This is a genomic window from Enterobacter sp. UCD-UG_FMILLET (genome assembly GCF_000762975.1).
GTDB classification, from domain to species: domain Bacteria; phylum Pseudomonadota; class Gammaproteobacteria; order Enterobacterales; family Enterobacteriaceae; genus Enterobacter; species Enterobacter dykesii.
The window spans coordinates 320,214-344,547 of sequence record NZ_JRJC01000006.1 but is presented as its reverse complement, the minus strand read 5'-3'; the positions used below and the strand labels follow the sequence as shown (position 1 = coordinate 344,547).

The following is a 24,334-nucleotide window of genomic DNA, read 5'->3' as shown; positions in this document are numbered from 1 at the left end:
CGTATTCATTCCACCAATTAGTGCCACCACGTCATACCCTGTAGTGTTGCCCACGCCACAAGAACATAGCGCAACGCCTTGCCAAGGCACAAAAAAAAGAGCACCGGTCCCCAGGAGATGCGCATCCATCCCGCCAGCAGACACAGTAAATCGCCTATTACAGGCATCCAGCTTAATAACAGCGTGGCAGCGCCATAGCGTTTTAGCCAGCCAACTGCCTTTTCCTGCCAGCGCGATTTTTCGCGCAGCGGAAAGAAACGCCCAAGAATAACGTTAGTCAGCCCTCCAAGGCTATTACCCATTGTTGCTATTAATACAAGCAGCCAGGGCTGACTCACGCCGGACAACAGCATCGCCACCACCACCACTTCCGAATTTCCCGGTAACAGCGTGGCGCTTAAAAAACTGCTGGCGAATAATGAAGCAAGTGACAGCGCGTCACTCACAGTAAGCGCACATCCACCGCATCCATTCCGGCATCTCGCGCGGCCTGGATACCGAAATCGGCGTCTTCAAACACGACACATTTTGCCGCCGGGACGCCCATTAATTCTGCGCAAAGCAGGAAGGTGTCCGGTGCGGGCTTGTGATGTTTAACATGATCGGCGGCCACCACGGCAGAAAAATAGTGGCGCAGGCCAAGATGGTTGAGCAAAGCTTCTGCAATCGCGCTTTCGCTCCCGGTTCCTACCGACATCGGGCGGCGCCCGTGCCACTCTTTTACCACATCAATCAGCGGCAGAGGGCGTACGGTATCTAAAAGCATGGCTTTTACCGCATCGGTTTTTTCGCGCGCGAGCAGGTGCGGGTCGAGATCGGCCTGATTCAGTTCAATCACGGCCTGCGCAATACGCCAGGTGGGGGATCCGTTGAGGGCAATCATCGCCTGAAGATCGAAACGCATACCGTAGCGGCCCAGGACGTCAGTCCAGGCTTGACGATGCGTGGGTTCGGTATCCAGGAGAGTGCCGTCCATATCGAAGATCAAACCGTCATACTGTGCGTACATCGTGCTCTCGCTAAACGATTAACAAAGCATTACTTTATCGTAAATGGTGATTTTTGTCGCTGATTGCGAAATGATAACAACGAGAGTGATTAAGAACTAAACATCGAAGGGAAAGCAGAAGAGATGGTGCATCCGGGAGGATTCGAACCTCCGACCGCTCGGTTCGTAGCCGAGTACTCTATCCAGCTGAGCTACGGATGCATCGGGAAATGCTTTTAGAAACAGTAAATGGTGCATCCGGGAGGATTACTCGGCTGCGCCTCGCCCTGCGGGCCGTTGCTGAAGCAACGTTATCCTCCCTGGTGCTCGCGATTAACTCGCAGACCTTGAAACAACAGCGTGGCTATTATCTCGGAGAATATGGTGCATCCGGGAGGATTCGAACCTCCGACCGCTCGGTTCGTAGCCGAGTACTCTATCCAGCTGAGCTACGGATGCATCAGGGTACTGCTTTCAGAAATAGTAAATGGTGCATCCGGGAGGATTCGAACCTCCGACCGCTCGGTTCGTAGCCGAGTACTCTATCCAGCTGAGCTACGGATGCATCGGGATTTACTACTGTACTGCTCGATATTCATATCACTTCTAAAGCAATATGAAGTAATAGATGGTGCATCCGGGAGGATTCGAACCTCCGACCGCTCGGTTCGTAGCCGAGTACTCTATCCAGCTGAGCTACGGATGCAAAATGGCGGTGAGGCGGGGATTCGAACCCCGGATGCAGCTTTTGACCGCATACTCCCTTAGCAGGGGAGCGCCTTCAGCCTCTCGGCCACCTCACCACACAACGCCTCTTTCGAGTGCTTCGAGTTACTCGTTAAGAGCTTCTCGTCGCTGCGTGGCGCATATATTACTTTCTGGGACTTATAAGTCAAACAATTTTCCAAAAGCTTTTATCGTTTGCACAAATCACACGCAATTCGAATGTAAAAGCCGCAAAGAGGGTGTTTTATAAGCGGATTTTGCAGGCATCTTCACAGAAAACCTATGCAGAAATGGCGGCGCAGGGGCGAGTTTAGGGTAACAGAGTGGTTAAAAAGAGAGCGTTTGAAATTAAACGGTAACGTTGAGCAGGAAAAATGACAGGAGGGTTGCGTCTCGCCCGACAGCGAGACGCGACAATATCAGTAACTGGACTGCTGGGATTTTTCAGCCTGGATACGCTGGTAGATCTCTTCACGGTGGACAGATACTTCTTTAGGAGCGTTAACACCAATACGTACCTGGTTACCCTTTACCCCTAAAACTGTCACGGTGACCTCATCCCCAATCATGAGGGTCTCACCAACTCGACGAGTCAGAATCAGCATTCTTTGCTCCTTGAAAGATTAAAAGAGTCGGGTCTCTTGTATCCCGGCATTATCCATCATATAACGCCAAAAAGTAAGCGATGACAAACACGTAAAGTGTAAGCAGTCACGGCATCACATTCTGTTAAACGTAAGTTTAGCCGATATACACAAACTCAACCTGACTTTATCGTTATCGATAGCACAGTGAACAAGACGCCATAACGTTACCGCTATGGCGTCTGCTTGTGCTTTGTAGTTATTACAGTTTCGCGCTTACCCAGCTTTCAACGCTGGCCAAAGCTTGCGGAAGTGCCGCCGCATCCGTACCACCGGCTTGCGCCATGTCCGGACGACCGCCACCCTTGCCGCCCACCTGCTGAGCGACCATACCAATCAGTTCCCCTGCTTTTACGCGGTCGGTCACATCCTTAGAGACGCCCGCAATCAGAGAAACCTTACCTTCTGCCACTGTCGCCAGCACGATAACGGTAGAACCAAGCTGGTTCTTGAGATCGTCGACCATAGTACGCAGCATCTTAGGCTCAACGCCCGCCAGATCGCTGACCAGCAGTTTGACGCCCTTAATGTTTACAGCCTTGCTGGAGAGGTTTGCACTCTCCTGCGCCGCAGCCTGCTCTTTCAGCTGCTGCAGCTCTTTTTCCAGCTGACGCGTGCGATCCAGCGCAAAGCGCACTTTCTCGCCCAGGTTCTGGCTATCGCCTTTCAGCAGCTGCGCGATGTCGTGCAGCTGATCGCTCTGCGCATGCAGGCTGGCAATCGCACCTTCACCGGTCACCGCTTCAATACGACGCACACCTGCCGCCGTTCCCGACTCGGAAACAATGCGGAACAGGCCGATGTCACCGGTGCGCGATGCGTGCGTACCGCCGCACAGCTCGGTAGAGAAGTCGCCCATGCTCAGCACGCGAACGCGCTCGTCGTATTTCTCACCAAACAGCGCCATCGCACCTTTTTTCTTCGCGTCCTCGAGCTCCATGATGTGGGTCTCGATTGGCAGGTTACGACGGATCTGCGCGTTCACCAGATCTTCCACCGCGCGGATTTCAGACGGTTTCATCGCTTCAAAATGCGAGAAGTCGAAGCGCAGCACTTTGTCGTTAACCAGAGAACCTTTCTGTGCAACGTGGGTACCGAGCACGTCGCGCAGGGCAGCGTGCATCAGGTGGGTTGCAGAGTGGTTCAGACGAATGCGCGCGCGGCGAGCTTCATCCACGTTAGCCTGTACGCCCTCGCCCACTTTCAGAGAACCGGAAACCAGTTTGCCCTGGTGACCAATCGCCTGACCGTATTTCTGGGTGTCGCTGACGCTGAAGCTGAAACCGTTGCCTTTCAGTTCGCCTTTATCGCCAACCTGACCGCCGGATTCCGCGTAGAACGGCGTTTTGTCCAGAATGACAACCGCATCCTGGCCCGCGCTGATGCTGTCCACGGCTTTACCGTCAACAAACAGAGCGGTCACTTTGCCGGTCAGTTCCAGCGCGTCATAACCTTTGAATTCTGACGCGCTATCAACGCGGATCATCGCGTTGTAGTCTGCACCGAAACCGCTGGATTCACGCGCACGACGACGCTGCTCTTCCATCGCGGCTTCGAAGCCCGCTTCGTCAACTTTGATGTTGCGCTCGCGGCAAACGTCTGCCGTCAGGTCAACCGGGAAGCCGTAGGTGTCGTACAGACGGAAAGCGGTTTCGCCATCCAGCGTGTCGCCCTTAAGTTTCGCCAGCTCTTCGTCCAGCAGCGCCAGGCCGCGCTCCAGCGTACGCGCAAACTGCTCTTCTTCGGTTTTCAGAACCTGCTCTACCTGTGCCTGCTGGCGTTTCAGCTCATCACCGGCAGCACCCATCACGCCAATCAGTGGCCCAACGAGTTTATAGAAGAAGGTGTCCTTCGCGCCCAGCATGTTGCCGTGACGGATGGCACGACGAATGATACGACGCAGCACGTAGCCACGGTTTTCATTCGACGGGATAACGCCGTCGGCAATCAGGAACGCACAGGAACGAATGTGGTCCGCGATGACGCGCAGCGATTTGTTGTTCAGATCGGTCGCGCCGGTAACGTCCGCAACGGCTTTGATCAGGGTGCTGAACAGATCAATCTCGTAGTTGGAGTTAACGTGCTGCAGAACCGCGGCAATACGCTCCAGGCCCATACCGGTATCGACGGAAGGCTTCGGCAGCGGCTCCATCGTACCGTCGGCCTGACGGTTGAACTGCATGAAGACGATGTTCCAGATCTCAATGTAGCGATCGCCGTCTTCTTCCGGGCTGCCCGGAGGCCCACCCCAGATGTGGTCGCCGTGATCGTAGAAGATCTCGGTGCACGGACCGCAAGGGCCGGTATCACCCATCTGCCAGAAGTTGTCAGACGCGTATGGCGCGCCTTTGTTATCACCGATGCGAATAATACGCTCACGCGGGATCCCGACTTCTTTTTCCCAGATTTCGTAGGCTTCGTCATCGGTTTCATAGACGGTAACCCACAGACGCTCTTTCGGCAGGTTGAACCAGTTTTCACCGGTCAGCAGTTCCCACGCATATTGAATGGCATCGTGTTTGAAGTAGTCGCCGAAGCTGAAGTTACCCAGCATTTCGAAGAACGTATGGTGACGCGCGGTGTAACCGACGTTTTCCAGGTCGTTGTGTTTACCGCCCGCACGCACGCAACGCTGTGAGGTTGTGGCGCGGGAATAATTACGCTTGTCGAGACCAAGGAACACATCCTTGAACTGGTTCATCCCGGCGTTGGTAAACAGCAGAGTTGGATCGTTGTTCGGTACCAGGGAGCTGCTGGCAACAACCTGGTGTCCCTTACTATGGAAAAAATCGAGAAACGCCTGACGGATCTCAGCGGTGCTCTTGCTCATAATTATCCTGAAATCAAGCTAACGAAATGTCGTAGCCAGCCTGTATCGGTAAACCGTTGGACAGGCCAGCTACTGGAAAAAGTGGGAATAAGATAAGTTTTCTTGGGTGGGAAGTAAAATCCCGCATGCGTTCAATCGGCAAAATTACGCCAGATATCCTGAATATCTTCCATCAGAAAGCCGCGGTAGAGCAAAAAGCGCTGGATTTTGACTTTTTCTGAAAATTCACGCGGCAGCGGTTCGCCGTATTTACGAATCGCCTGTTCTCTGGCCAGCTCGCACCAGTCAGTATCGCATTCGCGCATCGCTTTCTCGATGGACTCCCGGGCCACCCCTTTCTGGTTCAGCTCCTGCCGGATGCGCGCGGGCCCATATCCTTTACGGCCGCGGCTGGCGAGAAACCGTGAGGCAAAACGCTCGTCATCAAGATAACGATGCTCGTAGCACCAGGCAATCACGCGGTCATAATCCTCCGCGGTGGCATCAATCTCTTCCGGCCCGTTTTTACTCATTACCGGCGCCGACAGTTTTCGCCGCAGCTCCTGTTCACTGTGGTCACGAACGGCCAGGATGCGCACCGCACGGTCCAGTAAGCGTGCATACGCGGGTCGACGTGTTGTCGGTTCACTCATAAAAAAACCTGCTGGTTCAGAAATGCAAAAAGGGCCGCATCAGCAGCCCTTCATTTTTAAACGAAAGAATTAAAAGTCTTCGTTAGTTTCTTCAGCATCCGCGGCATCCACCACGAAATCAGGTTTGGAGTCCTGGTTGTTCAGCAGAAGCTCACGCACCTTCTTCTCAATCTCTTTCGCCGCAGCCGGGTTCTCTTTCAGCCAGGAGATCGCGTTCGCTTTACCCTGACCAATCTTGTCACCATTGTAGCTGTACCAGGCGCCCGCTTTTTCAATCAGCTTCTCTTTCACGCCCAGGTCAACCAGCTCGCCGAGGAAGTTGATCCCTTCGCCGTAGAGGATCTGGAATTCAGCCTGTTTGAACGGCGCGGCGATTTTGTTCTTCACAACCTTCACGCGGGTTTCGCTACCGACCACGTTCTCGCCCTCTTTCACCGCGCCGATACGGCGGATATCCAGACGGACAGAGGCGTAGAATTTCAGTGCGTTACCACCGGTAGTGGTTTCCGGGTTACCGAACATCACACCAATTTTCATACGGATCTGGTTGATGAAGATCAGCAGCGTGTTGGACTGCTTCAGGTTACCCGCCAGCTTACGCATCGCCTGGCTCATCATACGTGCCGCGAGGCCCATGTGAGAGTCACCGATTTCACCTTCGATTTCGGCTTTTGGCGTCAGTGCGGCAACGGAGTCGACCACAATAACGTCAACGGCACCAGAACGCGCCAGCGCGTCACAAATTTCCAGCGCCTGCTCACCGGTGTCCGGCTGAGAACACAGCAGGTTGTCGATATCAACGCCCAGCTTGCGGGCATAAACAGGATCCAGCGCGTGCTCGGCATCGATAAACGCACAGGTTTTACCTTCGCGCTGTGCCGCGGCAATCACCTGCAGCGTCAGGGTGGTTTTACCGGAGGACTCTGGCCCGTAGATTTCTACGATACGGCCCATAGGCAGACCGCCAGCGCCCAGCGCGATATCCAGAGAAAGCGAACCGGTGGAGATGGTTTCCACATCCATGGAACGGTCTTCACCCAGGCGCATGATGGAGCCTTTACCGAATTGCTTTTCGATCTGGCCCAGTGCTGCCGCCAACGCTTTCTGTTTGTTTTCGTCGATAGCCATTATTACTCCTGTCATGCCGGGAGAAGCGACTGTGCTTCACCGTGGATTTCTGTTCTGTTGGTGCAATTATACTGTATGGTCATACAGTATCAAGTGTTTTGTAGAAATTGTTGCCAGAGCGTTTTTAACGCATAAACGGTTGCCTGACGACGCACGCTTTCGCGATCGCCGCTGAAGCACTCCCGGCGGGTGATCCCTTCCCCTTTGGAGGTGGCGAACCCAAACCAGACGGTGCCGACAGGCTTCACGTCGCTACCGCCGTCCGGGCCCGCAATACCGCTAATGGAAATGGCGTAATCTGCCCGCGCCTCTTTGAGCGCGCCAATTGCCATCTCGATCACCACCGGTTCGCTGACCGCACCATGCTGTTCAAGCGTGGATTCACGCACGCCAATCATCTGAGCTTTAGCTTCGTTACTGTAGGTCACAAAACCGCGTTCAAACCAGGCGGAACTGCCGGCAATATCGGTAATCGCTTTCGCCACCCAGCCGCCGGTGCAGGATTCCGCGGTGGTGATTGTCGCGCCACGCTGCTTCAGCGCAAGGCCAACGATCTCGCTAAGCTGCATCAATTCATGGTCAGTCATTCTCGCTCCAGGCATCAGAAAAACGTGCTGCACAAGATAGCACTTTCTCGTCAGATGTGGGGATGGACTTCAGGTTTTACGAGGGGGCTTCAGAAAAAAGCCGGTACGGACGCACCGGCGGGGGAAAGGTTATTTCATGCTGTCGGCGAGGGTGTTCACATTGTGGCGAAACGCCTTAACGTAGGTGTCAGCCACCCCACCTTTTGCCGACAGCGCTTCGGGGTAAAGCTCCCCCCCGGGCTGTGCGCCCGTCGCCGACGCAATCTGTTTCACCAGACGCGGATCGAGCTGATTCTCCATAAACCAGGTTTTCACGCCGTCGGCTTTAATCTGATTGATAATCTCGGCGACCTGCGCCGCGCTGGCTTCGCTCTCAGACGACAGCCCCTGCGGCGCCATAAACGTCACGCCGTAGGCGCGGCTGAAATAGCCGAACGCGTCATGGCTGGTCAGCACTTTACGCTTCGCCAGTGGAATCTGGCTAAAGCGCGTTTTGGCCCAGTTATCCAGCTGGCTAAGCTGCGCGATATACGGTTTACCGGAGGCTTCCAGCGCGGCTTTGTCCTGCGGGTCAGCTTTCACCAGCCCGTTCAGAATATTTTGTGCATACAGCGCCCCGTTCGCCGCGCTGTTCCACGCGTGCGGATCGGTCACAGTCTTTCCATCTTCCTCAAGCGTGTGGGTTTTAACCCCTGTTGAGGCGACAACCAGTTGCCCTTTGAAACCGGAGGCTTTTACCAGACGGTCAAGCCAGCCTTCCAGCCCCAGGCCGTTTACCACTACCACATCAGCCTTGCTAAGGGCCGCGCTGTCTTTCGGCGACGGTTCGAAGGTATGCGGATCGCCGTCCGGACCGACCAGCGTCGTCACGTTCACATGGTCACCGCCCACCTCCTGCGTGATATCCCCCAGTATCGAAAAGCTGGTGACCACATTCAGCGTTTTCGCCATCACGCCGTGCGACATCATCCCCAGCGCGAGCGCCACTACAAATCCTGTACGTTTCATCGTTTCCCCTTGCGTTAAAAATACGCCCGCAGGCTGCCAGCGAGCCTGCTTCGCGTACCCAGTAAAATGGAAATAAAGAACAGCGCGCTGGCGGTGAGCACGATGGATGGCCCCGCAGGCAAACTCGCGGCCCAGGAGAGGCTCAGCCCAAGCCATGCGCAGAATATACCGCTGATACCCGCCATCAGGAGTAATGCCGGTAACGTGCGCACCCAGCAGCGGGCTGCCACGGCCGGAAGCATCATCAGCCCGACGGCCATCAGCGTGCCGAGCACCTGAAAACCGGCCACCAGGTTAAGCACCAGCAGCGCCAGAAACAGGCCGTGCAGCAGGCCAGGCAGCCAGCGGGCGTTCACCTGCAGCCAGGCGGTATCAAACGCTTCTGTCACCAGTCCGCGATAAAATAGCGCCAGCGTGATAAGGGTGAACATGCACACGCCCGTGACGAACAGCGCGGCGTCGTTGTCCACGGCGAGGATAGATCCGAACAGCAGATGCAGCAGATCGACATTCGACCCGCGCAGCGACACCAGCGTGACCCCCAGCGCCAGCGAGCCGAGATAAAACCCGGCAAAGCTGGCATCTTCTTTCAGCGGCGTGCGTCGACTGACCAGACCGGCCAGCAGCGCCACGGTAATTCCCGCGATAAAACCGCCAATACTCATCGCCAGCAGCGACATACCGCTGAGCAAATACCCCACGGCGACACCCGGCAAAATAGCGTGAGAAAGGGCGTCGCCCATCAGGCTCATCCGACGCAGCTGAAGAAACACGCCGAGCGCGGTGGTGCTGACGGAGAGCGCCAGGCAAACCACCAGCGCGCGACGCATAAAGCCGTACTCAATGAACGGCTGAAAAAAGAGATGCCAGATCATGCCACCCTCACCCGCTCGGTTTTCCACTGGGGAACGTCAGCATCCAGCCGCAGCGTTTGCGGAAAATGGCGAGACACGCGCTCGCTGTCGTGCAGTACCGCGAGCAGCGTTTGCCCCTGCATATACATCTCCAGCATCAGATCCATCAGCACGTTGCAGGTGGCTTCATCGACCCCGGTAAAGGGTTCATCCAGCATCACCAGCGGCGCGTGCTGCACCAGGACGCGGGCAAAGAGCATGCGCTGAAACTGACCGCCGGAGAGTTCATCGATGGTGGATAACGCCATGGACTCAAGCCCGACGCGCTCAAGCGCGCTGGCAATGCGCAACCGCGTTTCGCGACGAAACCCGGAAAAAAGCGAAATACCCGGCCAGCAGCCCATGCTTACCACGTCCTGTACGGTCAGCGGAAACTGCGCCTCCAGCGCGTGACGCTGTGCCAGCCAGCCGATGACCGGGCGCTTCCCCTGCCAGCGGAAGCCGCCGCTGACGGGAGGAATAAATCCCGCCAGCGTTTTCAGCAGCGTGGATTTCCCGCAGCCGTTAGCGCCGATAATGGCGGTCATGCTTCCGCGCTCAATCGTGCCCGAAAGGGGCCGCGTAACGGGCTGGCGTTCATATCCCGCGACCAGTTCATTCATCACGATCATGGCAATGCCACCGCCCAGCGCACGGCCAGCCCGATAAAGGCAACAAGCACCAGCGCCAGCAAAAGCCGAACCAGAGCAGACAGAGAAAAAAGGGACGTTGACATGTCGACACCGCATTAAATGTTATAACATAACAATAATGAAAGACGGTTAAGATGTAAATGGCGGGTTTGAAAAGGGAGTGTGGCGAAATGTTTCTGAGAAAACCAGGATGGGCGCGGGGTACCCTCTCCCAAAGGGAGAGGGCGGAATAAGATGACTTACTGACTAAACGGCGACGCCGCCGGAACGCGCGCCTGAGACACTGCCAGCCCCAGCTGCCACACCGCCATTGCATAATGGGTGCTGTGGTTATAGCGGGTGATGGTGTAGAAGTTCGGCATGCCGTACCAGTACTGATAACCGGTTCCCACATCCAGACGCAGCAGGCTCACCTGATCGACATTGCCCAGCGGCTGGGTTGGCGTTAAGCCCGCCGCCGTCAGCTGTGCGACGCTGTATTTGGTTTTGAAGCCGTTTTCCAGACCAAACGCCTCGCCGTTTGCCTGAACGGCAACCTGACCACCCGGCGTCCAGCCGTGCGCTTTGAAGTAGTTCGCCACGCTGCCGATGGCATCCACCGGATCCCACAGGTTGATATGACCATCCCCGTTAAAGTCGACGGCATACTGCTTATAGGAGGACGGCATAAACTGGCCGTAGCCCATCGCGCCGGCAAACGACCCTTTCAGATCGAGCGGATCGTCCTGCTCGTTGCGCGCCATCAGCAGGAAGGTTTCCAGCTCGGAAGAGAAATACTCCGCGCGGCGCGGGTAGTTAAAGGAGAGCGTCGCCAGCGCGTCGAGGATGCGGGTTTTACCCATCACGCGGCCCCAGCGGGTTTCCACGCCGATAATCCCGACGATGATTTCAGGCGGTACGCCGTACACCTGCCACGCGCGGTTGAGCGCATCTTCATACTGATTCCAGAACACCACGCCATTTTGCACGTTGTCCGGGGTAATAAACTGTTTGCGATAGCGCAGCCACGCGCCGTTTGGCCCGCTCGGCACCTGGGCGGTTGGTGCCTGCCTGTCCATCAGGCGCAGCACGTAGTCCAGGCGCTTGGCCTGAGACAAAATTTCGTGCAGTTGCTGTCTGTCAAAGCCGTGCTTGCTCACCATTTTATCGATGAACTGCTCGGCCGCCGGGTTATTCGCGAAGTCGCCGCCCATCTGCATCATATTGTGCTGCGGCTCCAGCAGGAATCCTCCGGAAGGCGCGCCCGCCGTTTGCTGAACGGCTTCGGTCTTAGGTTTGCTACTACAGGCAGACAGCAGAATAAGCGCAGGCAACAGCGCTGCATAACGACGCTTGAACATGAGACATCCATTTAACGGGTTCGATAAGAACCCAGTATGGTAAAGCATCCGCAACACCTCAAGGAAGCGGTACGCACCTCCCCTACGCAAATCCGCGCTTTTTTCCACCGAAAATCATTCGCCCCACCAATAAACTTTCAAAATAATACTTTTTTCTTTCATTGTGAGATCTAATTAACACTTTAAAATCTTTCAAAGTGATTATTATTAGCCCAGTCAGACAAAAACAAAAAAGCCCCACAGGAGAGAAGAATGATAGAAACCATCACCCACGGCGCCGAGTGGTTCATCGGGCTGTTTCAGAAAGGCGGAGAAGTGTTCACCGGCATGGTGACCGGGATCCTGCCCCTGCTGATCAGCCTGCTGGTGATCATGAACGCGCTGATCAACTTTATCGGCCAGCAGCGCATCGAACGCTTCGCCCAGCGCTGCGCCGGGAATCCGCTGTCCCGCTACCTGGTACTGCCGTTCATCGGCACCTTCGTGTTCTGCAACCCGATGACCTTAAGCCTCGGCCGCTTCATGCCGGAAAAGTACAAGCCGAGCTACTACGCCGCCGCCTCCTACAGCTGCCATTCGATGAACGGCCTCTTCCCGCACATTAATCCCGGCGAGCTGTTTGTTTATCTCGGGATCGCCAGCGGTCTCACCACCCTTGGCCTGCCGCTCGGCCCGCTGGCGGTGAGCTACCTGCTGGTTGGCCTGGTCACCAACTTCTTCCGCGGCTGGGTGACCGACCTCACCACCGCCATTTTTGAGAAAAAAATGGGCATCCAGCTTGAACAGAAAGTCCATCTTTCAGGAGCCACAGCATGAACCGGATCCGCATTGAGAAAGGCACGGGCGGCTGGGGTGGCCCGCTGGAGTTCGACGCCACCGAAGGCAAAAAGATCGTCTACATCACCGCAGGCACGCGCCCGGCGATCGTCGACAGGCTGCGCGAGCTGACCGGTTGGGAAGCGGTCGACGGCTTCAAAGAAGGGGAACCACCGGAGGCGGAAATTGGCGTGGCGGTAATCGACTGCGGCGGCACGCTGCGCTGCGGCATCTATCCGAAGCGCCGCATTCCGACGGTAAATATTCACTCCACCGGAAAATCCGGCCCGCTGGCACAGTACATCCTTGAAGACATTTATGTCTCAGGCGTGAAGGAGGACAACATCACGCTGGTGAACGGCACTCCGGCGCCGCAAAAAGCGGCCCCGCGCGAGTATGACACCACTAAGAAAATCACCGAGCAGAGCGACGGCCTGCTGGCGAAGGTCGGGATGGGCATGGGTTCCGCCGTGGCGGTGCTGTTCCAGTCCGGGCGCGACACCATCGACACGGTACTGAAAACCATTTTGCCGTTTATGGCATTCGTCTCGGCGCTGATCGGCATCATCATGGCGTCCGGCCTGGGCGACTGGATTGCCCACGGCCTCGCCCCGCTCGCCAGCCACCCGCTCGGGCTGGTGACGCTGGCGCTGATCTGCTCCTTCCCGCTGCTGTCGCCGTTCCTCGGACCGGGCGCGGTGATTGCCCAGGTCATCGGCGTACTGATTGGCGTGCAGATTGGTCTGGGGAACATTCCCCCGCATCTCGCCCTGCCCGCCCTGTTTGCCATTAACGCCCAGGCGGCGTGCGACTTCATCCCCGTTGGGCTGTCGCTGGCCGAAGCGCGCCAGGACACCGTGCGCGTGGGCGTGCCGTCCGTGCTGGTTAGCCGCTTCCTGACGGGCGCGCCGACGGTGCTGATTGCCTGGTTTGTCTCCGGCTTTATTTATCAATAAGAGGTTCCTGCGATGACCGTGATTTACCAGACCACCATTACCCGCATCGGCCAGAGCGCGGCCGACGCGCTGAGCGACCAGATGCTGATCACCTTCCGCGAAGGGGCGCCTGCGGATATCGAGGAGTTTTGCTTTATCCACTGCCACGGCGAGCTGAAGGGCGAGCTGAAGGCCGGGAGCCATCTGGAGCTGGGCGAGGCGCGGTATGCCGTTACCGCCGTCGGCGACGTCGCCGAGCAAAACCTGCGCGAGCTGGGGCACATCACCCTGCGTTTCGACGGCCAGCCGCAGGCGGAATATCCCGGCACGGTTCACGTAGCGGGCCCGGTTCCGCAGGCTGTCACCCCAGGCTGCACGTTAAAATTTGTTGCGTAATTAAGGAGAAACACATGAGTCAGGTTGCCGTTGTCATTGGTGGAGGACAAACCTTAGGCGAGTTCCTCTGCCGTGGGCTTGCCGCAGAGGGCTACCGCGTGGCGGTAGTGGACATTCAGAGTGAAAAAGCCGCCCGCGTGGCGGACACCATTAACACCGAGTTTGGTGAAGGAATGGCGTACGGGTTTGGCGCCGACGCCACCAGCGAACAGAGCGTGATGGCGCTCGCCCGCGGCGTGGACGAGATTTTTGGCCGTACCGACCTGCTGGTTTATAGCGCCGGTATTGCGAAAGCGGCCTTTATCAGCGACTTCGAGCTGGGAGATTTTGACCGCTCGCTGCAGGTCAATCTGGTGGGCTATTTCCTCTGCGCCCGCGAGTTTTCCCGTCTGATGATCCGCGACGGCATTCAGGGGCGCATCATTCAGATCAACTCCAAATCGGGGAAAGTGGGCAGCAAGCATAACTCCGGCTACAGCGCGGCGAAGTTTGGCGGCGTGGGGCTGACGCAGTCTCTGGCGCTGGATCTGGCCGAATACGGCATTACCGTGCATTCGCTGATGCTGGGCAACCTGCTGAAATCGCCGATGTTCCAGTCCCTGCTGCCGCAGTATGCCACCAAGCTCGGCATCAAGGCTGAGGAAGTGGAGCAGTACTACATCGATAAAGTGCCGCTGAAGCGCGGGTGCGATTATCAGGACGTGCTGAACATGCTGCTGTTTTACGCCAGCCCGAAAGCCTCGTACTGCACCGGGCAGTCGATTAACGTCACCGGCGGGCAGGTGATGTTCTGATCGAGCGGGCTGATGCCCTCACACTAACCCTCTCCCACGGGGAGAGGGAACAAAACAAGGAGCCGATATGGTCACCGCACTCATCACCGTCGCCGCCCTCGCCTGGATCTGCCAGATGGCGTTTGGCGGCTGGCAGATCCACCAGTTTAACCGCGCGTTTGACGCGCTGTGTCAGAAAGGTCGCGTCGGGGTCGGGCGTTCCGGTGGACGCTTCAAACCGCGCGTGGTCGTCGCCGTTGCGCTGGATGAAAACAATCACGTCTGCGATTCCCTCATCATGCGCGGCATGACCGTCTTTGCCCGACCGGTGAAAATCCAGGCAATCAACGGCATTTCGCTGCAGGAATTACGGCCTGATGTGATCTTTCCCCATGATCCACTCTGTCAGAATGCACTATCATTAGCGCTTAATCTGAAACATGGATAATTTCGTTGTGAAAGCTATAGACTTGCGAAATTATCATTTCGCAACCTAAGGAACGAAGCGCCTATGAAACCTCGTCAGCGGCAGGCGGCCATTCTCGAACATCTGCAAAAGCAGGGAAAATGTTCGGTAGAGGATCTGGCCCACTACTTTGACACCACCGGCACGACAATACGCAAGGACCTGGTATTGCTCGAAAACTCTGGCGCCGTCATTCGAACCTACGGCGGCGTGGTGCTCAATAAGGACGAAGCGGACCCGCCTATCGATCACAAAACGCTGATCAATACCCACCAGAAAGCGCTGATTGCCGAAGCAGCCGTAAAATTTATCCACGATGGCGACTCCATCATTCTGGATGCAGGCAGCACCGTCCTGCAGATGATCCCGCTGCTCAGCCGCTTTAACAACATCACGGTGATGACCAACAGCCTGCACATCGTCAATGCCCTGTCGGAGTTTGACAGCGAGCAGACCATCCTGATGCCCGGCGGCACCTTCCGCAAAAAATCGGCGTCGTTTCACGGCCAGCTTGCGGAGAATGCCTTCGACCACTTCAGCTTTGATAAACTGTTTATGGGCACCGACGGCATCGACCTGAACGCCGGCGTTACGACGTTCAACGAGGTGTTCAGCGTCAGTAAAGCCATGTGCAACGCCGCGCGGGAAGTGATTTTGATGGCAGACTCGTCGAAGTTTGGCCGTAAAAGCCCCAACATTGTCTGTAGCCTTGAAAGCGTTGATAAGCTGATTACCGACGCGGGTATCGACCCGGCGTTCAAAAAAGCGCTGGAAGAGAAAGGAATCGACGTGATCGTAACCGGAGAGAGAGATGAGTGATTTTCTGTTAGAAACGGGCCGCCAGACGCTGATGCTGGAACTGCAGGAAGCCAGCCGCCTGCCGGAACGTCTGGGCGAGGATTTTGTCCGCGCGGCCAACACCATTATCCACTGCGAAGGCAAAGTGATCGTGGCGGGCATCGGTAAATCCGGCCATATCGGCAAAAAGATTGCCGCGACGCTCGCCAGCACCGGCACCCCGGCGTTCTTCGTGCACCCTGCTGAGGCGCTGCACGGCGATCTGGGGATGATTGAAAGCCGCGACGTGATGCTGTTTATCTCCTACTCCGGTTCGGCCAAAGAGCTGGACCTGATTATTCCGCGCCTGCAGGAAAAATCGGTCGCCCTGCTGGCGATGACCGGAAAATCCCGCTCGCCGCTGGCGCTGGCCGCCAAGGCGACGCTGGATATTTCCGTTGAGCGTGAAGCCTGTCCGATGCACCTCGCCCCGACCTCCAGCACCGTTAACACCCTGATGATGGGCGACGCGCTGGCAATGGCGGTGATGCAGGCGCGCGGCTTTAACGAGGAAGATTTCGCCCGTTCGCATCCGGCGGGCGCGCTCGGCGCACGCCTGCTCAACAAGGTTCACCACCTGATGCGCACCGACGATGCCATTCCGCAGGTTAAACTCGATACCAGCGTCATGGACGCGATGCTGGAGCTCAGCCGCACCGGTCTGGGGCTGGTTGCGGTGTGCGATGACGGCGGGAGCGTAAAGGGCGTGTTCACCGACGGCGACCTGCGCCGCTGGCTGGTGGGCGGCGGCAGGCTGGAAACCAAAGTGTCGGACGCCATGACCAAAGGCGGGCTGACGCTGAACGCCGAGAGCCGCGCCATTGAAGCCAAAGAGGTGCTGATGAAGCGCAAAATCACCGCCGCACCGGTGGTGGATGACGCCGGCAGGCTGTGCGGCGCCATCAACCTGCAGGATTTCTATCAGGCCGGCATTATCTAACCCTTCAGTCCCAGACGCTTCGCCAGCCTGTGCAGGTTGGCGACGTCCATCTCCAGCGCCCGCGCGCAAGCCGCCCAGCTGCGGTTATTCTGCTCCAGCGCGCGGGTAATCATCTGACGCTGAAACGCCTCCGTGGCTTCACGCAGATTTTCATTCGCTATCTCGGGTACTGCCTGGGCGATAGCCGGTGCGGTTTCATCCTGCAGCGCAAAATGCCGCGCGTGGAGCACCACTTCATCACCCGAACGCGTCGCCCGCGCCAGCACCACCGCGCGGTGAATCGCATGCTCCAGCTCGCGCACGTTACCCGGCCAGCCGTAGCTCAGCAGATGCGACCGTGCCCCCGGGCTCAGCACCACGCGGGAAAGCCCCATCCTGAGACGGCACTGCTCGCAGAAAAAGCCCGCCAGCAGCACCACGTCGTCCCCGCGCTCGCGCAGCGGCGGCACGGTAAGCGGGAACACGCTCAGGCGATGGAACAGGTCGGCGCGGAACTGCCCTGCCAGCACCGCTTCCAAAAAGCTCGCTTTCCGCCACGCTTTCCGGCAGCGCGGCGCAGTTGAGGTACACCAGCGGATTGACCGCGCGCGGCGACGCTTCGTGAATGGACTTCGCCACCAGCTCCTTACCGGTGCCGGTTTCCCCGAAGATCAGCACGTTCAAATCTGAGGCGGCGACAATCTCAATCTCTTTTTTGAGCTGCGCCATGCCCGGAGAGAGGCCGATCATCTCCGTGTGCGTCACCTGCTCAAACGCCGCCGGGCTGCCGGGAAGAATGTTCTGGCTCTCCAGCTGTTCAATCAGCAGGGCATTGTTCAGCGCCCCGGCGGCCAGGGCGGCAATCAGGCGCAGCTCTTCGTCGCTAAAGGTGTCGAACTGGTCCGGTGACAGGCCGTCAAGGGTCAGCGCGCCGATCAGGTTTTGTCCGGCAAATAAAGGCAGGCCGATACAGGCGTGCACCTTCAGGCTCTCCTGTCCGGGAATAAGCCCGTCGTACGGGTCGGGCAAGTCGCTGTCCGCCGGAAAGCGCACCACGTCACCCGCGCGGGCGATGGTTTCCAGACGCGGATGGCCCTCAAGGGTAAAACGCCGCCCGAGCACGTCCTTCGCCAGCCCGTCGATAGCCAGCGGAATAAACTGCCGCCCCTCGTAGCGCAGCAGCGCGGACGCATCGCACTCAAGCACGCGGCGCAGCGTGGAGATCAGCCGCTGAAAGCGGTCCTGATGGCCGATACCGGTCTGCAGCTCAATGGCGATCTTCGCCAGCACGTCTACGGAAAAGCTCATAGTGACCTCGCTGTCATTTTGACAATGCATGTTGTCATATTGACACTGCTTTTGATAGTCATAATGACTACCCACTACGGATCATAAAAGTATTAATTAAGTAAAATCAACAAATTAAAAACTGGCACGCAACTTGATATAGGCAAACCATCTTATTTGAAAATGCTGTATTACGTAGAGGTTGCTATGTCTATTCTGGTTAAAAATAACATTCATTGGGTGGGTCAACGTGACTGGGAAGTGCGCGATTTCCACGGGACGGAATACAAAACGCTGCGCGGCAGCAGCTACAATAGCTATCTCATCCGCGAAGATAAAAACGTGCTGATCGATACCGTCGATCATAAGTTCAGCCGCGAGTTCGTGCAGAACCTGCGTAGCAAAATCGACCTGGACGCCATCGACTACATCATCATCAACCACGCTGAAGAAGATCACGCCGGCGCGCTGACCGAGCTGATGTCCTACATTCCGAACACGCCGATCTACTGCACCACCAACGCCATCGACTCGATCAACGGCCACCACCACCATCCGGAGTGGAATTTCCACACCGTGAAAACCGGCGACGCGCTGGATATCGGCAACGGCAAGCAGCTGATCTTCGTGGAAACCCCGATGCTGCACTGGCCGGACAGCATGATGACCTACATGACCGGCGACGCGGTGCTGTTCAGCAACGACGCCTTCGGCCAGCACTACTGCGACGAACGCCTGTTCAACGACGAAGTGGACCAGACCGAGCTGTTCGAGCAGTGCCAGCGCTACTACGCCAACATCCTGACGCCGTTCAGCCGCCTGGTGACGCCAAAAATCACCGAGATCCTCGGCTTCAACCTGCCGGTGGACATGATTGCCACCTCCCACGGCGTGGTATGGCGTGAAAATCCCATCCAGATCGTCGAGCTATACCTCAAGTGGGCGGCGGACTATCAGGAAGACCGCATCACCATTTTCTACGACACCATGTCCAACAACACCCGCATGATGGCGGACGCCATTGCTCAGGGCATCAACGAAGTGGACCCCAACGTGGCGGTGAAAATCTTCAACGTGGCGCGCAGCGATAAGAACGAGGTATTGACCAACGTCTTCCGTTCTAAGGGCGTGCTGGTGGGCACCTCCACCATGAACAACGTGATGATGCCGAAAATTGCCGGTCTGGTAGAAGAGATGACCGGCCTGCGTTTTCGCAACAAGCGCGCCAGCGCCTTTGGCTCCCATGGCTGGAGCGGCGGCGCGGTAGACCGTCTGTCTACGCGTCTGCAGGATGCCGGTTTCGAAATGTCCCTGAGCCTGAAGGCGAAATGGCGTCCGGATATCAACGCCCTGGAGATCTGCCGCCAGCACGGTCGCGACATTGCCCGTCAGTGGGCGCTCGCACCGCTGCCGGAAGCGGCGGCAAAACCAAGCGGAAAGCAGGACGCCTGCCCTGCCGCGGAAGCCGCCGATCCCGGACCGCGCATGCAGTGCAGCGTCTGCCAGTGGATCTACGACCCGGCGCTGGGCGAGCCGCTGCAGGATGTCGCGCCGGGCACGCCGTGGAGTGACGTGCCGGACAATTTCCTCTGCCCGGAATGTTCCCTCGGGAAAGACGTCTTTGACGAACTGGGTACGGAGGCAAAATGAGCAACGGAATCGTCATCATCGGCTCGGGCTTTGCCGCCCGCCAGCTGGTGAAAAACATCCGCAAGCAGGATGCCAGCGTGCCGCTGACGGTGATTGCCGCCGACAGCATGGACGAGTACAACAAGCCTGACTTAAGCCACGTGATTAGTCAGAATCAGCGTGCCGAAGACCTCACCCGCCAGACGGCGGGGGAGTTCGCCGAACAGTTTAACCTGCGTCTTTTTCCCTACACCTGGGTCACCGACATCGACGCAGAGGCTCGCGTGGTAAAAGCTAAAGAGAAAACCTGGCAGTACGACAGGCTGGTGCTGGCCACGGGTGCCTCTGCGTTTGTGCCGCCGGTTGAGGGCCGCGAGCTGACTATCACCCTCAACAGCCAGCAGGAGTATCAGGCCAGCGAAACGGCGCTTCGCGACGCACAGCGCGTGATGATTGTCGGCGGCGGGATGATAGGCACCGAGCTGGCAATGGATTTCTGCCGGGCGGGTAAATCCGTGACTCTGGTCGACCACGCGGCAAGCATTCTGTCGTCGCTGATGCCCGCAGAAGTAAGCAGTCGCTTACAGCATCGCCTGACCGACATGGGGGTGCATCTACTGTTGAAATCGCAGCTGCAAAGCCTGAGTAAAACCGAAGGCGGCATTCTTGCCACGCTCGATCGCAGCCGCAGCGTTGAAGTGGATGTCGTGGTTGCCGCAACGGGCCTGCGCCCGGAAACCGCGCTGGCGCATCGAGCAGGCGCCGAAATACAGCGTGGCGTGAAGGTAAATAGCTACCTGCAAACCACGCAACCTGATATTTACGCGTTAGGCGACTGCGCTGAAATTAACGGTCAGGCACTGCCCTTTTTACAGCCAATTCAATTAAGCGCGATGTATCTGGCGAAAAACCTGCTCGGCGAAAACGCGCCGCTGAAATTACCCGCCATGCTGATTAAAGTCAAAACGCCGGAATTACCGCTGCATCTTGCCGGTGAAACGCAGCGTCAGGATCTGAACTGGCAAATTACCCTCGAACCGCAGGGAATGGTCGCGCGCGGCGCGGATAACGAGGGTCAGCTTCGCGCTTTTGTGGTTAGTGAAGACCGGATGAAGGAGGCTTTCGCTCTGCTGAAACAGTTACCTGCTTAACCCTCGCTTTGCCGGGCGGCGCTTCGTTTACCCGGCCAACAACAAGTCTACGCAGAGTTAACCTTTGAATTTTATTATTCACCGCCCCGATATTCCGGGGCTTTTTCTTACGCATTCTATTCATCAAATAAATGCAAAGCAGATATATCATCGCCATCAATCCCTTATTTATTATTTTCGTAAATGCTTTACTATGAAACAGCTTAAAAACATCATCCAGTTTTATTATTGGCAGCCAACTCAGTCTGAATAGATATCATCAGCAGGAGGCAAATCATGGCGAATTTTTATAAATAACTCAATTATATTTATCGCTATATCACACAAGCGAAGAATGCGGAATATATTTTATTCCGCAAAAGTTCTCCATTTTCAGCATCTTTTTATCGGTATGCCGCTATGCGCCAGCCATCGAGGAAGTCGCGGAGGTTGCGCCGTGCAGGAGCCGGTTCAGGAACGTACCACCAGCGCGTCGTAGCCGCGCCAGCGGTAGTTGACCATGGAGATCAGCCAGCAGGCGACAAACAGCCCAACCACCACAAACCCGGCGTTGCCCAGATTGTCGTTTACCGTGCCAATCAGATCCCACACGCCGCCGCTGAGGGCAAATTTGTCCATCAGCAGACCCAGCGCTTCCAGCCCGCCGATAAACAGCGCCACCACCACGGAGGTGCCGGTGATGGTTATGTTGTAGTAAAGCTTGCGCTGCGGCTTGTTGAACGCCCAGCCGTAGGCGCCGACCATCAACAGGTTATCGAGGGTATCCACCAGCGCCATGCCGCTGGCGAAGAGCGCCGGGAAGACCATGATTGACCACACCGACATTCCGCTTGACGCGCTGGCGGCAGAGATCCCCAGCACGCCAATCTCGGTAGCCGTGTCAAAGCCGAGGCCAAACAGGAAACCGACCAGGTACATTTGCCAGCTTTTATTCACCAGGCGGAAGGTTTTTCCAAACAGCCAGTTCATGACGCCGCCCTGGGCAGGGAGCGTGATGTCACCCTGCACGGGCCTGCCCTGCTTCAGCGCCTGAAAACTGCGCCAGACGCCGCGCAGGATCACCATGTTCACCAGCGCCATCGCCAGCAGGAAGGTGGCGGACACGGCGGTGCCGATCAGGCTGCCGGTTTCGTGGAACCATTCCATGTTTTTCTGGAACGCCGTCGCGGTAGCGGCGATAGCAATGGAGGCCAGCACTACGATGGTGGAGTGCCCCAGCGAGAACCACGCCCCCACGCCGGACGGACGTTTGCCCTGCTGCATCATCTTACGCGTCACGGTATCAATGGCCGCAATGTGGTCAGCGTCCACCGCGTGACGTAGCCCGTAGCACCACGCCAGCAGGCTGGCGGCCATCAGCGCCGTGCTGCCGCTAAAAGCGTGCCATGCCCATCCCCAGGCCAGCAGGTTTGCCATTACCAGAGCCAGCAGCAGAAGCGCGGCGCGAGGTTCATTGCGTAAGAGTCGTAACATTTTAAGTCCTTTGTGAACATGACCGGGCAGCGGCAACCACCGCCTGCCCGAAGGAGATCGCTCCGTCACCTGCGGGCAGGCGCGAAGGAAAAAGAAGCGTAAAGTCAGAAAGATAATGACGCAGGCGCGCGCGCAGCAGACGATTGTGCAGCACGCCTCCGCTGAGACAGATTGTCGACAGCGACAGTCGTCGGGCATGGCGCGCGGCGAGTTCCGCCAGCCCTTTTGCCAGCGCGTCGTGAAACGCCCACGCGCGCTCGCAGGGCTCAGCCTGCCAGGCAAGCCACTGCTGCCAGAACTGCGCGAGGTTATCCACGTTCAGCGTCACCGGATGGTCGACGCCCGCACACTGCGAAGCCAGCGCTTCCAGCCGGCAGGCCGCTTCACCTTCCCAGGATTGAGTTTCAATACCCAGCGCGCAGGCGACCGCATCAAACAGGCGACCACAGGACGAGGCCTGCGGCGCGTTGATGCCGCGCCGGATCGCCGTTGCCAGCAGCGGCCAGTTTTCACGCTGAACCGCGCGCGTTTCCGGGTACTGCTGCCAGTCAGGGACAAACGCCAGGCAGTGGGCGAGCAGATTGCGCCACGGCTGCCGCGCCGCCAGATCGCCCCCCGGCAGCGCAACGGCAGGCAGCCCGCCCAGACGCTCGCACGCGAGATAGCTCACCCGCAGGCACTCCCCGCCCCACAGCGCGCCGTTCTCGCCCATGCCGATCCCGTCCAGCGTCAGGGCAATCGCGTCTCCGCCGTCCAGCGGCCAGCCGTTCTCCGCCAGGCACGCCGCCGCGTGGGCGTGATGGTGCAGTACGGTTTCGACCGGCAGCCCCTGCGCCTGTGCCCACCGTTGTGTGTGATAGCCCGGATGGGCGTCGCACACCACGCGCTTCGGCTGGAAGGCGTAAATTTTCTGCATCAGCGAGAGCGCGCCTCGCCACTGCGCTTCAACGCCCTCGTCACCGAGATCGCCAAAATGCTGGCTCAGCACCGCCTGGCTGCCACGCACCAGGCAGAAGGTGTTTTTCATCTCCGCGCCGGTGCATAGCATGGCGGGGATATTCTCAAAACCCGCAGGCAACGTGACGGCATCGGGCACAAAACCGCGCGCGCGGCGAAGCATCGTGCCGTCGCGATCCATCACCGAATCGTCCATCCGCTGCAGGATATCGCGGTTGTTCAGCAGGAAGCCGTCCGCGACGTCGCCGAGCTCATTCAGCGCCTGCTGGTTGGTCATGGCAGGCGGTCTGCCGCTGAGGTTGCCGGAAGTCATCACCAGCGGTCGCCGGCAGTCCATCATCAGCAAATGTTGCAGCGGGTTAGCGGGAAGCATGATGCCAATACAATCGAGTCCCGGTGCAATCCCTTCGGGAAACCCGTGAAGCGAGGCTTTTGGGGTCAGCACAATCGGCGCTGCGGAGGAGCGCAACAGCGTCTGGATCGCCTCCGGCACGCCGTCCGCGTTTGGGATCATCACCGCCAGCGGCTTCGCGGGACGCTGCTTGCGTACCCGGAGCGTCGCGACCGCCTGCGGATTACGCGCGTCGCAGACGAGATGAAAACCGCCCAGCCCTTTGACCGCGACTATGCCGCCGCTTTTCAGCATCGCCACCGCCGCGCTCAGTGCAGCCTCACGGGAAGCGGTGTTGTCGCCCGCGCGCCATTCCAGCGCGGGCCCGCAGTCCGGGCAGGCTACCGGCTGGGCGTGAAAGCGGCGGTCAGAAGGGTTACGGTACTCCGCTTCGCAAAGCACGCAGAGGGGAAATGCGGCCATTGACGTGGCCGGACGGTCATAGGGCATCGCGCGGATAATGGTAAACCGCGGCCCGCAGTGCGTGCAGTTGATGAACGGATAGCGATAGCGGCGCTCGCCGGGGTCGCGCATTTCAGCCAGGCACGCCGGACAGGTCGCGGCGTCGGGGACGATCTGCGTGTCCATCGCCCCACCCGCGCTGTGGCGGATGGTAAAGTCCTCCGGCACCTGCGCCCAGGTAAACGGCTGCGTTTCCACGTGGTCAATGCGTGCCAGCGGCGGACAGTCCTGATGCAGCCTCGCGGTAAAGGCCCCCCCATTACCCGCGAGGCGCACCAGCACGCCCTCTCCATCATTGCAGACGTCACCGGTCAACTGAAGCACCTGCGCCAGCTGCCAGACGAAGGGACGAAACCCCACGCCCTGCACTTTACCGCGCACAAGCAGCTGTACGCCGTTGCTGCACATACGGT

The 24,334-nt window shown here is 57.9% G+C and carries 22 protein-coding genes, 5 tRNA genes and 1 pseudogene; 9 read left to right on the top strand and 19 right to left on the bottom strand.

The features are described 5' to 3' along the window. Positions 1-17: 17 nt before the first annotated feature. The 16 genes from LA04_RS02095 to mltB all read right to left on the bottom strand — a co-directional run bounded on the left by LA04_RS02095 (position 18) and on the right by mltB (position 11,429). Positions 18-446 carry a YqaA family protein gene (locus LA04_RS02095; RefSeq protein WP_047650305.1) on the bottom strand — a complete coding sequence of 143 codons (429 nt, stop codon included), beginning with the start codon at positions 444-446 and terminating at the stop codon, positions 18-20. Further along, entirely contained in the window at positions 443-1,009 is a 567-nt protein-coding gene (yqaB, locus tag LA04_RS02090; RefSeq protein WP_032648006.1) for a fructose-1-phosphate/6-phosphogluconate phosphatase, read from the bottom strand. The genes LA04_RS02095 and yqaB overlap by 4 nt, the downstream gene beginning before the upstream one ends. Positions 1,010-1,133: 124 nt before the next feature. Then, positions 1,134-1,210 (bottom strand) — tRNA-Arg (locus LA04_RS02085). Positions 1,211-1,370: 160 nt separating this feature from the next. Next, positions 1,371-1,447 (bottom strand) — tRNA-Arg (locus LA04_RS02080). A 29-nt stretch (positions 1,448-1,476) separates the two neighbouring features. Beyond that, positions 1,477-1,553, bottom strand: a tRNA-Arg gene (locus LA04_RS02075). Positions 1,554-1,617: 64 nt separating this feature from the next. Then, positions 1,618-1,694 (bottom strand) — tRNA-Arg (locus LA04_RS02070). Positions 1,695-1,698: 4 nt separating this feature from the next. Continuing rightward, a tRNA-Ser gene (locus LA04_RS02065) sits at positions 1,699-1,791 on the bottom strand. 342 nt (positions 1,792-2,133) lie between these two features. Next, entirely contained in the window at positions 2,134-2,319 is a 186-nt protein-coding gene (csrA, locus tag LA04_RS02060) for a carbon storage regulator CsrA (RefSeq protein ID WP_000906486.1), read from the bottom strand. A gap of 241 nt (positions 2,320-2,560) precedes the next feature. Then, positions 2,561-5,188, bottom strand: coding sequence for an alanine--tRNA ligase (alaS, locus tag LA04_RS02055; protein ID WP_047650304.1), 2,628 nt, complete (start codon positions 5,186-5,188; stop codon positions 2,561-2,563). 131 nt (positions 5,189-5,319) lie between these two features. Continuing rightward, complete coding sequence (gene recX / locus LA04_RS02050; protein WP_033146366.1) at positions 5,320-5,820, bottom strand: recombination regulator RecX; 501 nt, start codon at positions 5,818-5,820, stop codon at positions 5,320-5,322. 69 nt (positions 5,821-5,889) lie between these two features. Further along, on the bottom strand, positions 5,890-6,948 hold the full coding sequence (gene recA, locus LA04_RS02045; protein ID WP_023308943.1) for a recombinase RecA: 1,059 nt from the start codon (positions 6,946-6,948) through the stop codon (positions 5,890-5,892). Positions 6,949-7,037: 89 nt separating this feature from the next. Beyond that, positions 7,038-7,535 (bottom strand): nicotinamide-nucleotide amidase, encoded by a 498-nt coding sequence (gene pncC, locus LA04_RS02040; RefSeq protein WP_023308944.1) that lies wholly within the window; start codon positions 7,533-7,535, stop codon positions 7,038-7,040. Between the two features lie 129 nt (positions 7,536-7,664). Next, positions 7,665-8,543 (bottom strand): metal ABC transporter substrate-binding protein, encoded by an 879-nt coding sequence (locus LA04_RS02035; RefSeq protein WP_047650303.1) that lies wholly within the window; start codon positions 8,541-8,543, stop codon positions 7,665-7,667. Between the two features lie 14 nt (positions 8,544-8,557). Beyond that, a complete protein-coding gene (locus LA04_RS02030; RefSeq protein WP_047650302.1) occupies positions 8,558-9,418 on the bottom strand; it encodes a metal ABC transporter permease in 861 nt (286 codons plus the stop codon). Further along, positions 9,415-10,068, bottom strand: coding sequence for a metal ABC transporter ATP-binding protein (locus LA04_RS02025; protein ID WP_047650301.1), 654 nt, complete (start codon positions 10,066-10,068; stop codon positions 9,415-9,417). Before LA04_RS02025 ends, LA04_RS02030 begins: the two co-directional genes overlap by 4 nt. A gap of 260 nt (positions 10,069-10,328) precedes the next feature. Beyond that, positions 10,329-11,429, bottom strand: coding sequence for a lytic murein transglycosylase B (gene mltB / locus LA04_RS02020; protein WP_200882512.1), 1,101 nt, complete (start codon positions 11,427-11,429; stop codon positions 10,329-10,331). Between the two features lie 252 nt (positions 11,430-11,681). Between mltB and srlA the strand changes: the two genes are divergently transcribed. The 7 genes from srlA (at position 11,682) to gutQ (ending at position 16,592) form a co-directional block, all read left to right on the top strand. Continuing rightward, positions 11,682-12,245 carry a PTS glucitol/sorbitol transporter subunit IIC gene (gene srlA, locus LA04_RS02015; protein WP_023333189.1) on the top strand — a complete coding sequence of 188 codons (564 nt, stop codon included), beginning with the start codon at positions 11,682-11,684 and terminating at the stop codon, positions 12,243-12,245. After that, positions 12,242-13,201 carry a PTS glucitol/sorbitol transporter subunit IIB gene (gene srlE / locus LA04_RS02010; protein WP_047650299.1) on the top strand — a complete coding sequence of 320 codons (960 nt, stop codon included), beginning with the start codon at positions 12,242-12,244 and terminating at the stop codon, positions 13,199-13,201. Before srlA ends, srlE begins: the two co-directional genes overlap by 4 nt. 12 nt (positions 13,202-13,213) lie before the next feature. Then, positions 13,214-13,576, top strand: a complete 363-nt coding sequence (gene srlB, locus LA04_RS02005) for a PTS glucitol/sorbitol transporter subunit IIA (protein WP_047650298.1) — start codon at positions 13,214-13,216, stop codon at positions 13,574-13,576. 14 nt (positions 13,577-13,590) lie between these two features. Continuing rightward, positions 13,591-14,370 carry a sorbitol-6-phosphate dehydrogenase gene (gene srlD / locus LA04_RS02000; RefSeq protein WP_023294411.1) on the top strand — a complete coding sequence of 260 codons (780 nt, stop codon included), beginning with the start codon at positions 13,591-13,593 and terminating at the stop codon, positions 14,368-14,370. Between the two features lie 67 nt (positions 14,371-14,437). Next, positions 14,438-14,797, top strand: coding sequence for a transcriptional regulator GutM (gutM, locus tag LA04_RS01995; protein ID WP_045404213.1), 360 nt, complete (start codon positions 14,438-14,440; stop codon positions 14,795-14,797). Positions 14,798-14,860: 63 nt separating this feature from the next. Then, positions 14,861-15,634 carry a glucitol operon DNA-binding transcriptional repressor SrlR gene (gene srlR / locus LA04_RS01990; RefSeq protein ID WP_032640855.1) on the top strand — a complete coding sequence of 258 codons (774 nt, stop codon included), beginning with the start codon at positions 14,861-14,863 and terminating at the stop codon, positions 15,632-15,634. Beyond that, positions 15,627-16,592, top strand: a complete 966-nt coding sequence (gene gutQ, locus LA04_RS01985; protein ID WP_033146372.1) for an arabinose-5-phosphate isomerase GutQ — start codon at positions 15,627-15,629, stop codon at positions 16,590-16,592. The genes srlR and gutQ overlap by 8 nt, the downstream gene beginning before the upstream one ends. Here the strand turns inward: gutQ and LA04_RS01980 are convergent. Next, positions 16,589-17,879 (bottom strand): annotated as a pseudogene (locus LA04_RS01980) (sigma 54-interacting transcriptional regulator). The gene gutQ and the pseudogene LA04_RS01980 sit on opposite strands and share 4 nt — an antisense overlap. A 186-nt stretch (positions 17,880-18,065) precedes the next feature. On the opposite strand from LA04_RS01980, the gene norV reads away from it, so the two are divergent. Continuing rightward, the gene (gene norV / locus LA04_RS01975) at positions 18,066-19,508 is read left to right on the top strand and encodes an anaerobic nitric oxide reductase flavorubredoxin (protein WP_047650373.1); all 1,443 of its coding nucleotides are present in this window, start codon (positions 18,066-18,068) and stop codon (positions 19,506-19,508) included. Next, positions 19,505-20,638: an NADH:flavorubredoxin reductase NorW gene (gene norW / locus LA04_RS01970; protein WP_047650297.1), complete on the top strand. Its 1,134-nt coding sequence runs from the start codon at positions 19,505-19,507 to the stop codon at positions 20,636-20,638. The genes norV and norW overlap by 4 nt, the downstream gene beginning before the upstream one ends. A 450-nt stretch (positions 20,639-21,088) precedes the next feature. Here the strand turns inward: norW and LA04_RS01965 are convergent, their stop codons facing one another. Both LA04_RS01965 and hypF read right to left on the bottom strand, forming a co-directional pair. Further along, positions 21,089-22,111, bottom strand: a complete 1,023-nt coding sequence (locus tag LA04_RS01965) for a HoxN/HupN/NixA family nickel/cobalt transporter (protein WP_047650296.1) — start codon at positions 22,109-22,111, stop codon at positions 21,089-21,091. A 1-nt stretch (position 22,112) separates the two neighbouring features. Further along, positions 22,113-24,329 (bottom strand): carbamoyltransferase HypF, encoded by a 2,217-nt coding sequence (gene hypF, locus LA04_RS01960; RefSeq protein WP_047650295.1) that lies wholly within the window; start codon positions 24,327-24,329, stop codon positions 22,113-22,115. Between the last annotated feature and the right edge of the window lie 5 nt (positions 24,330-24,334).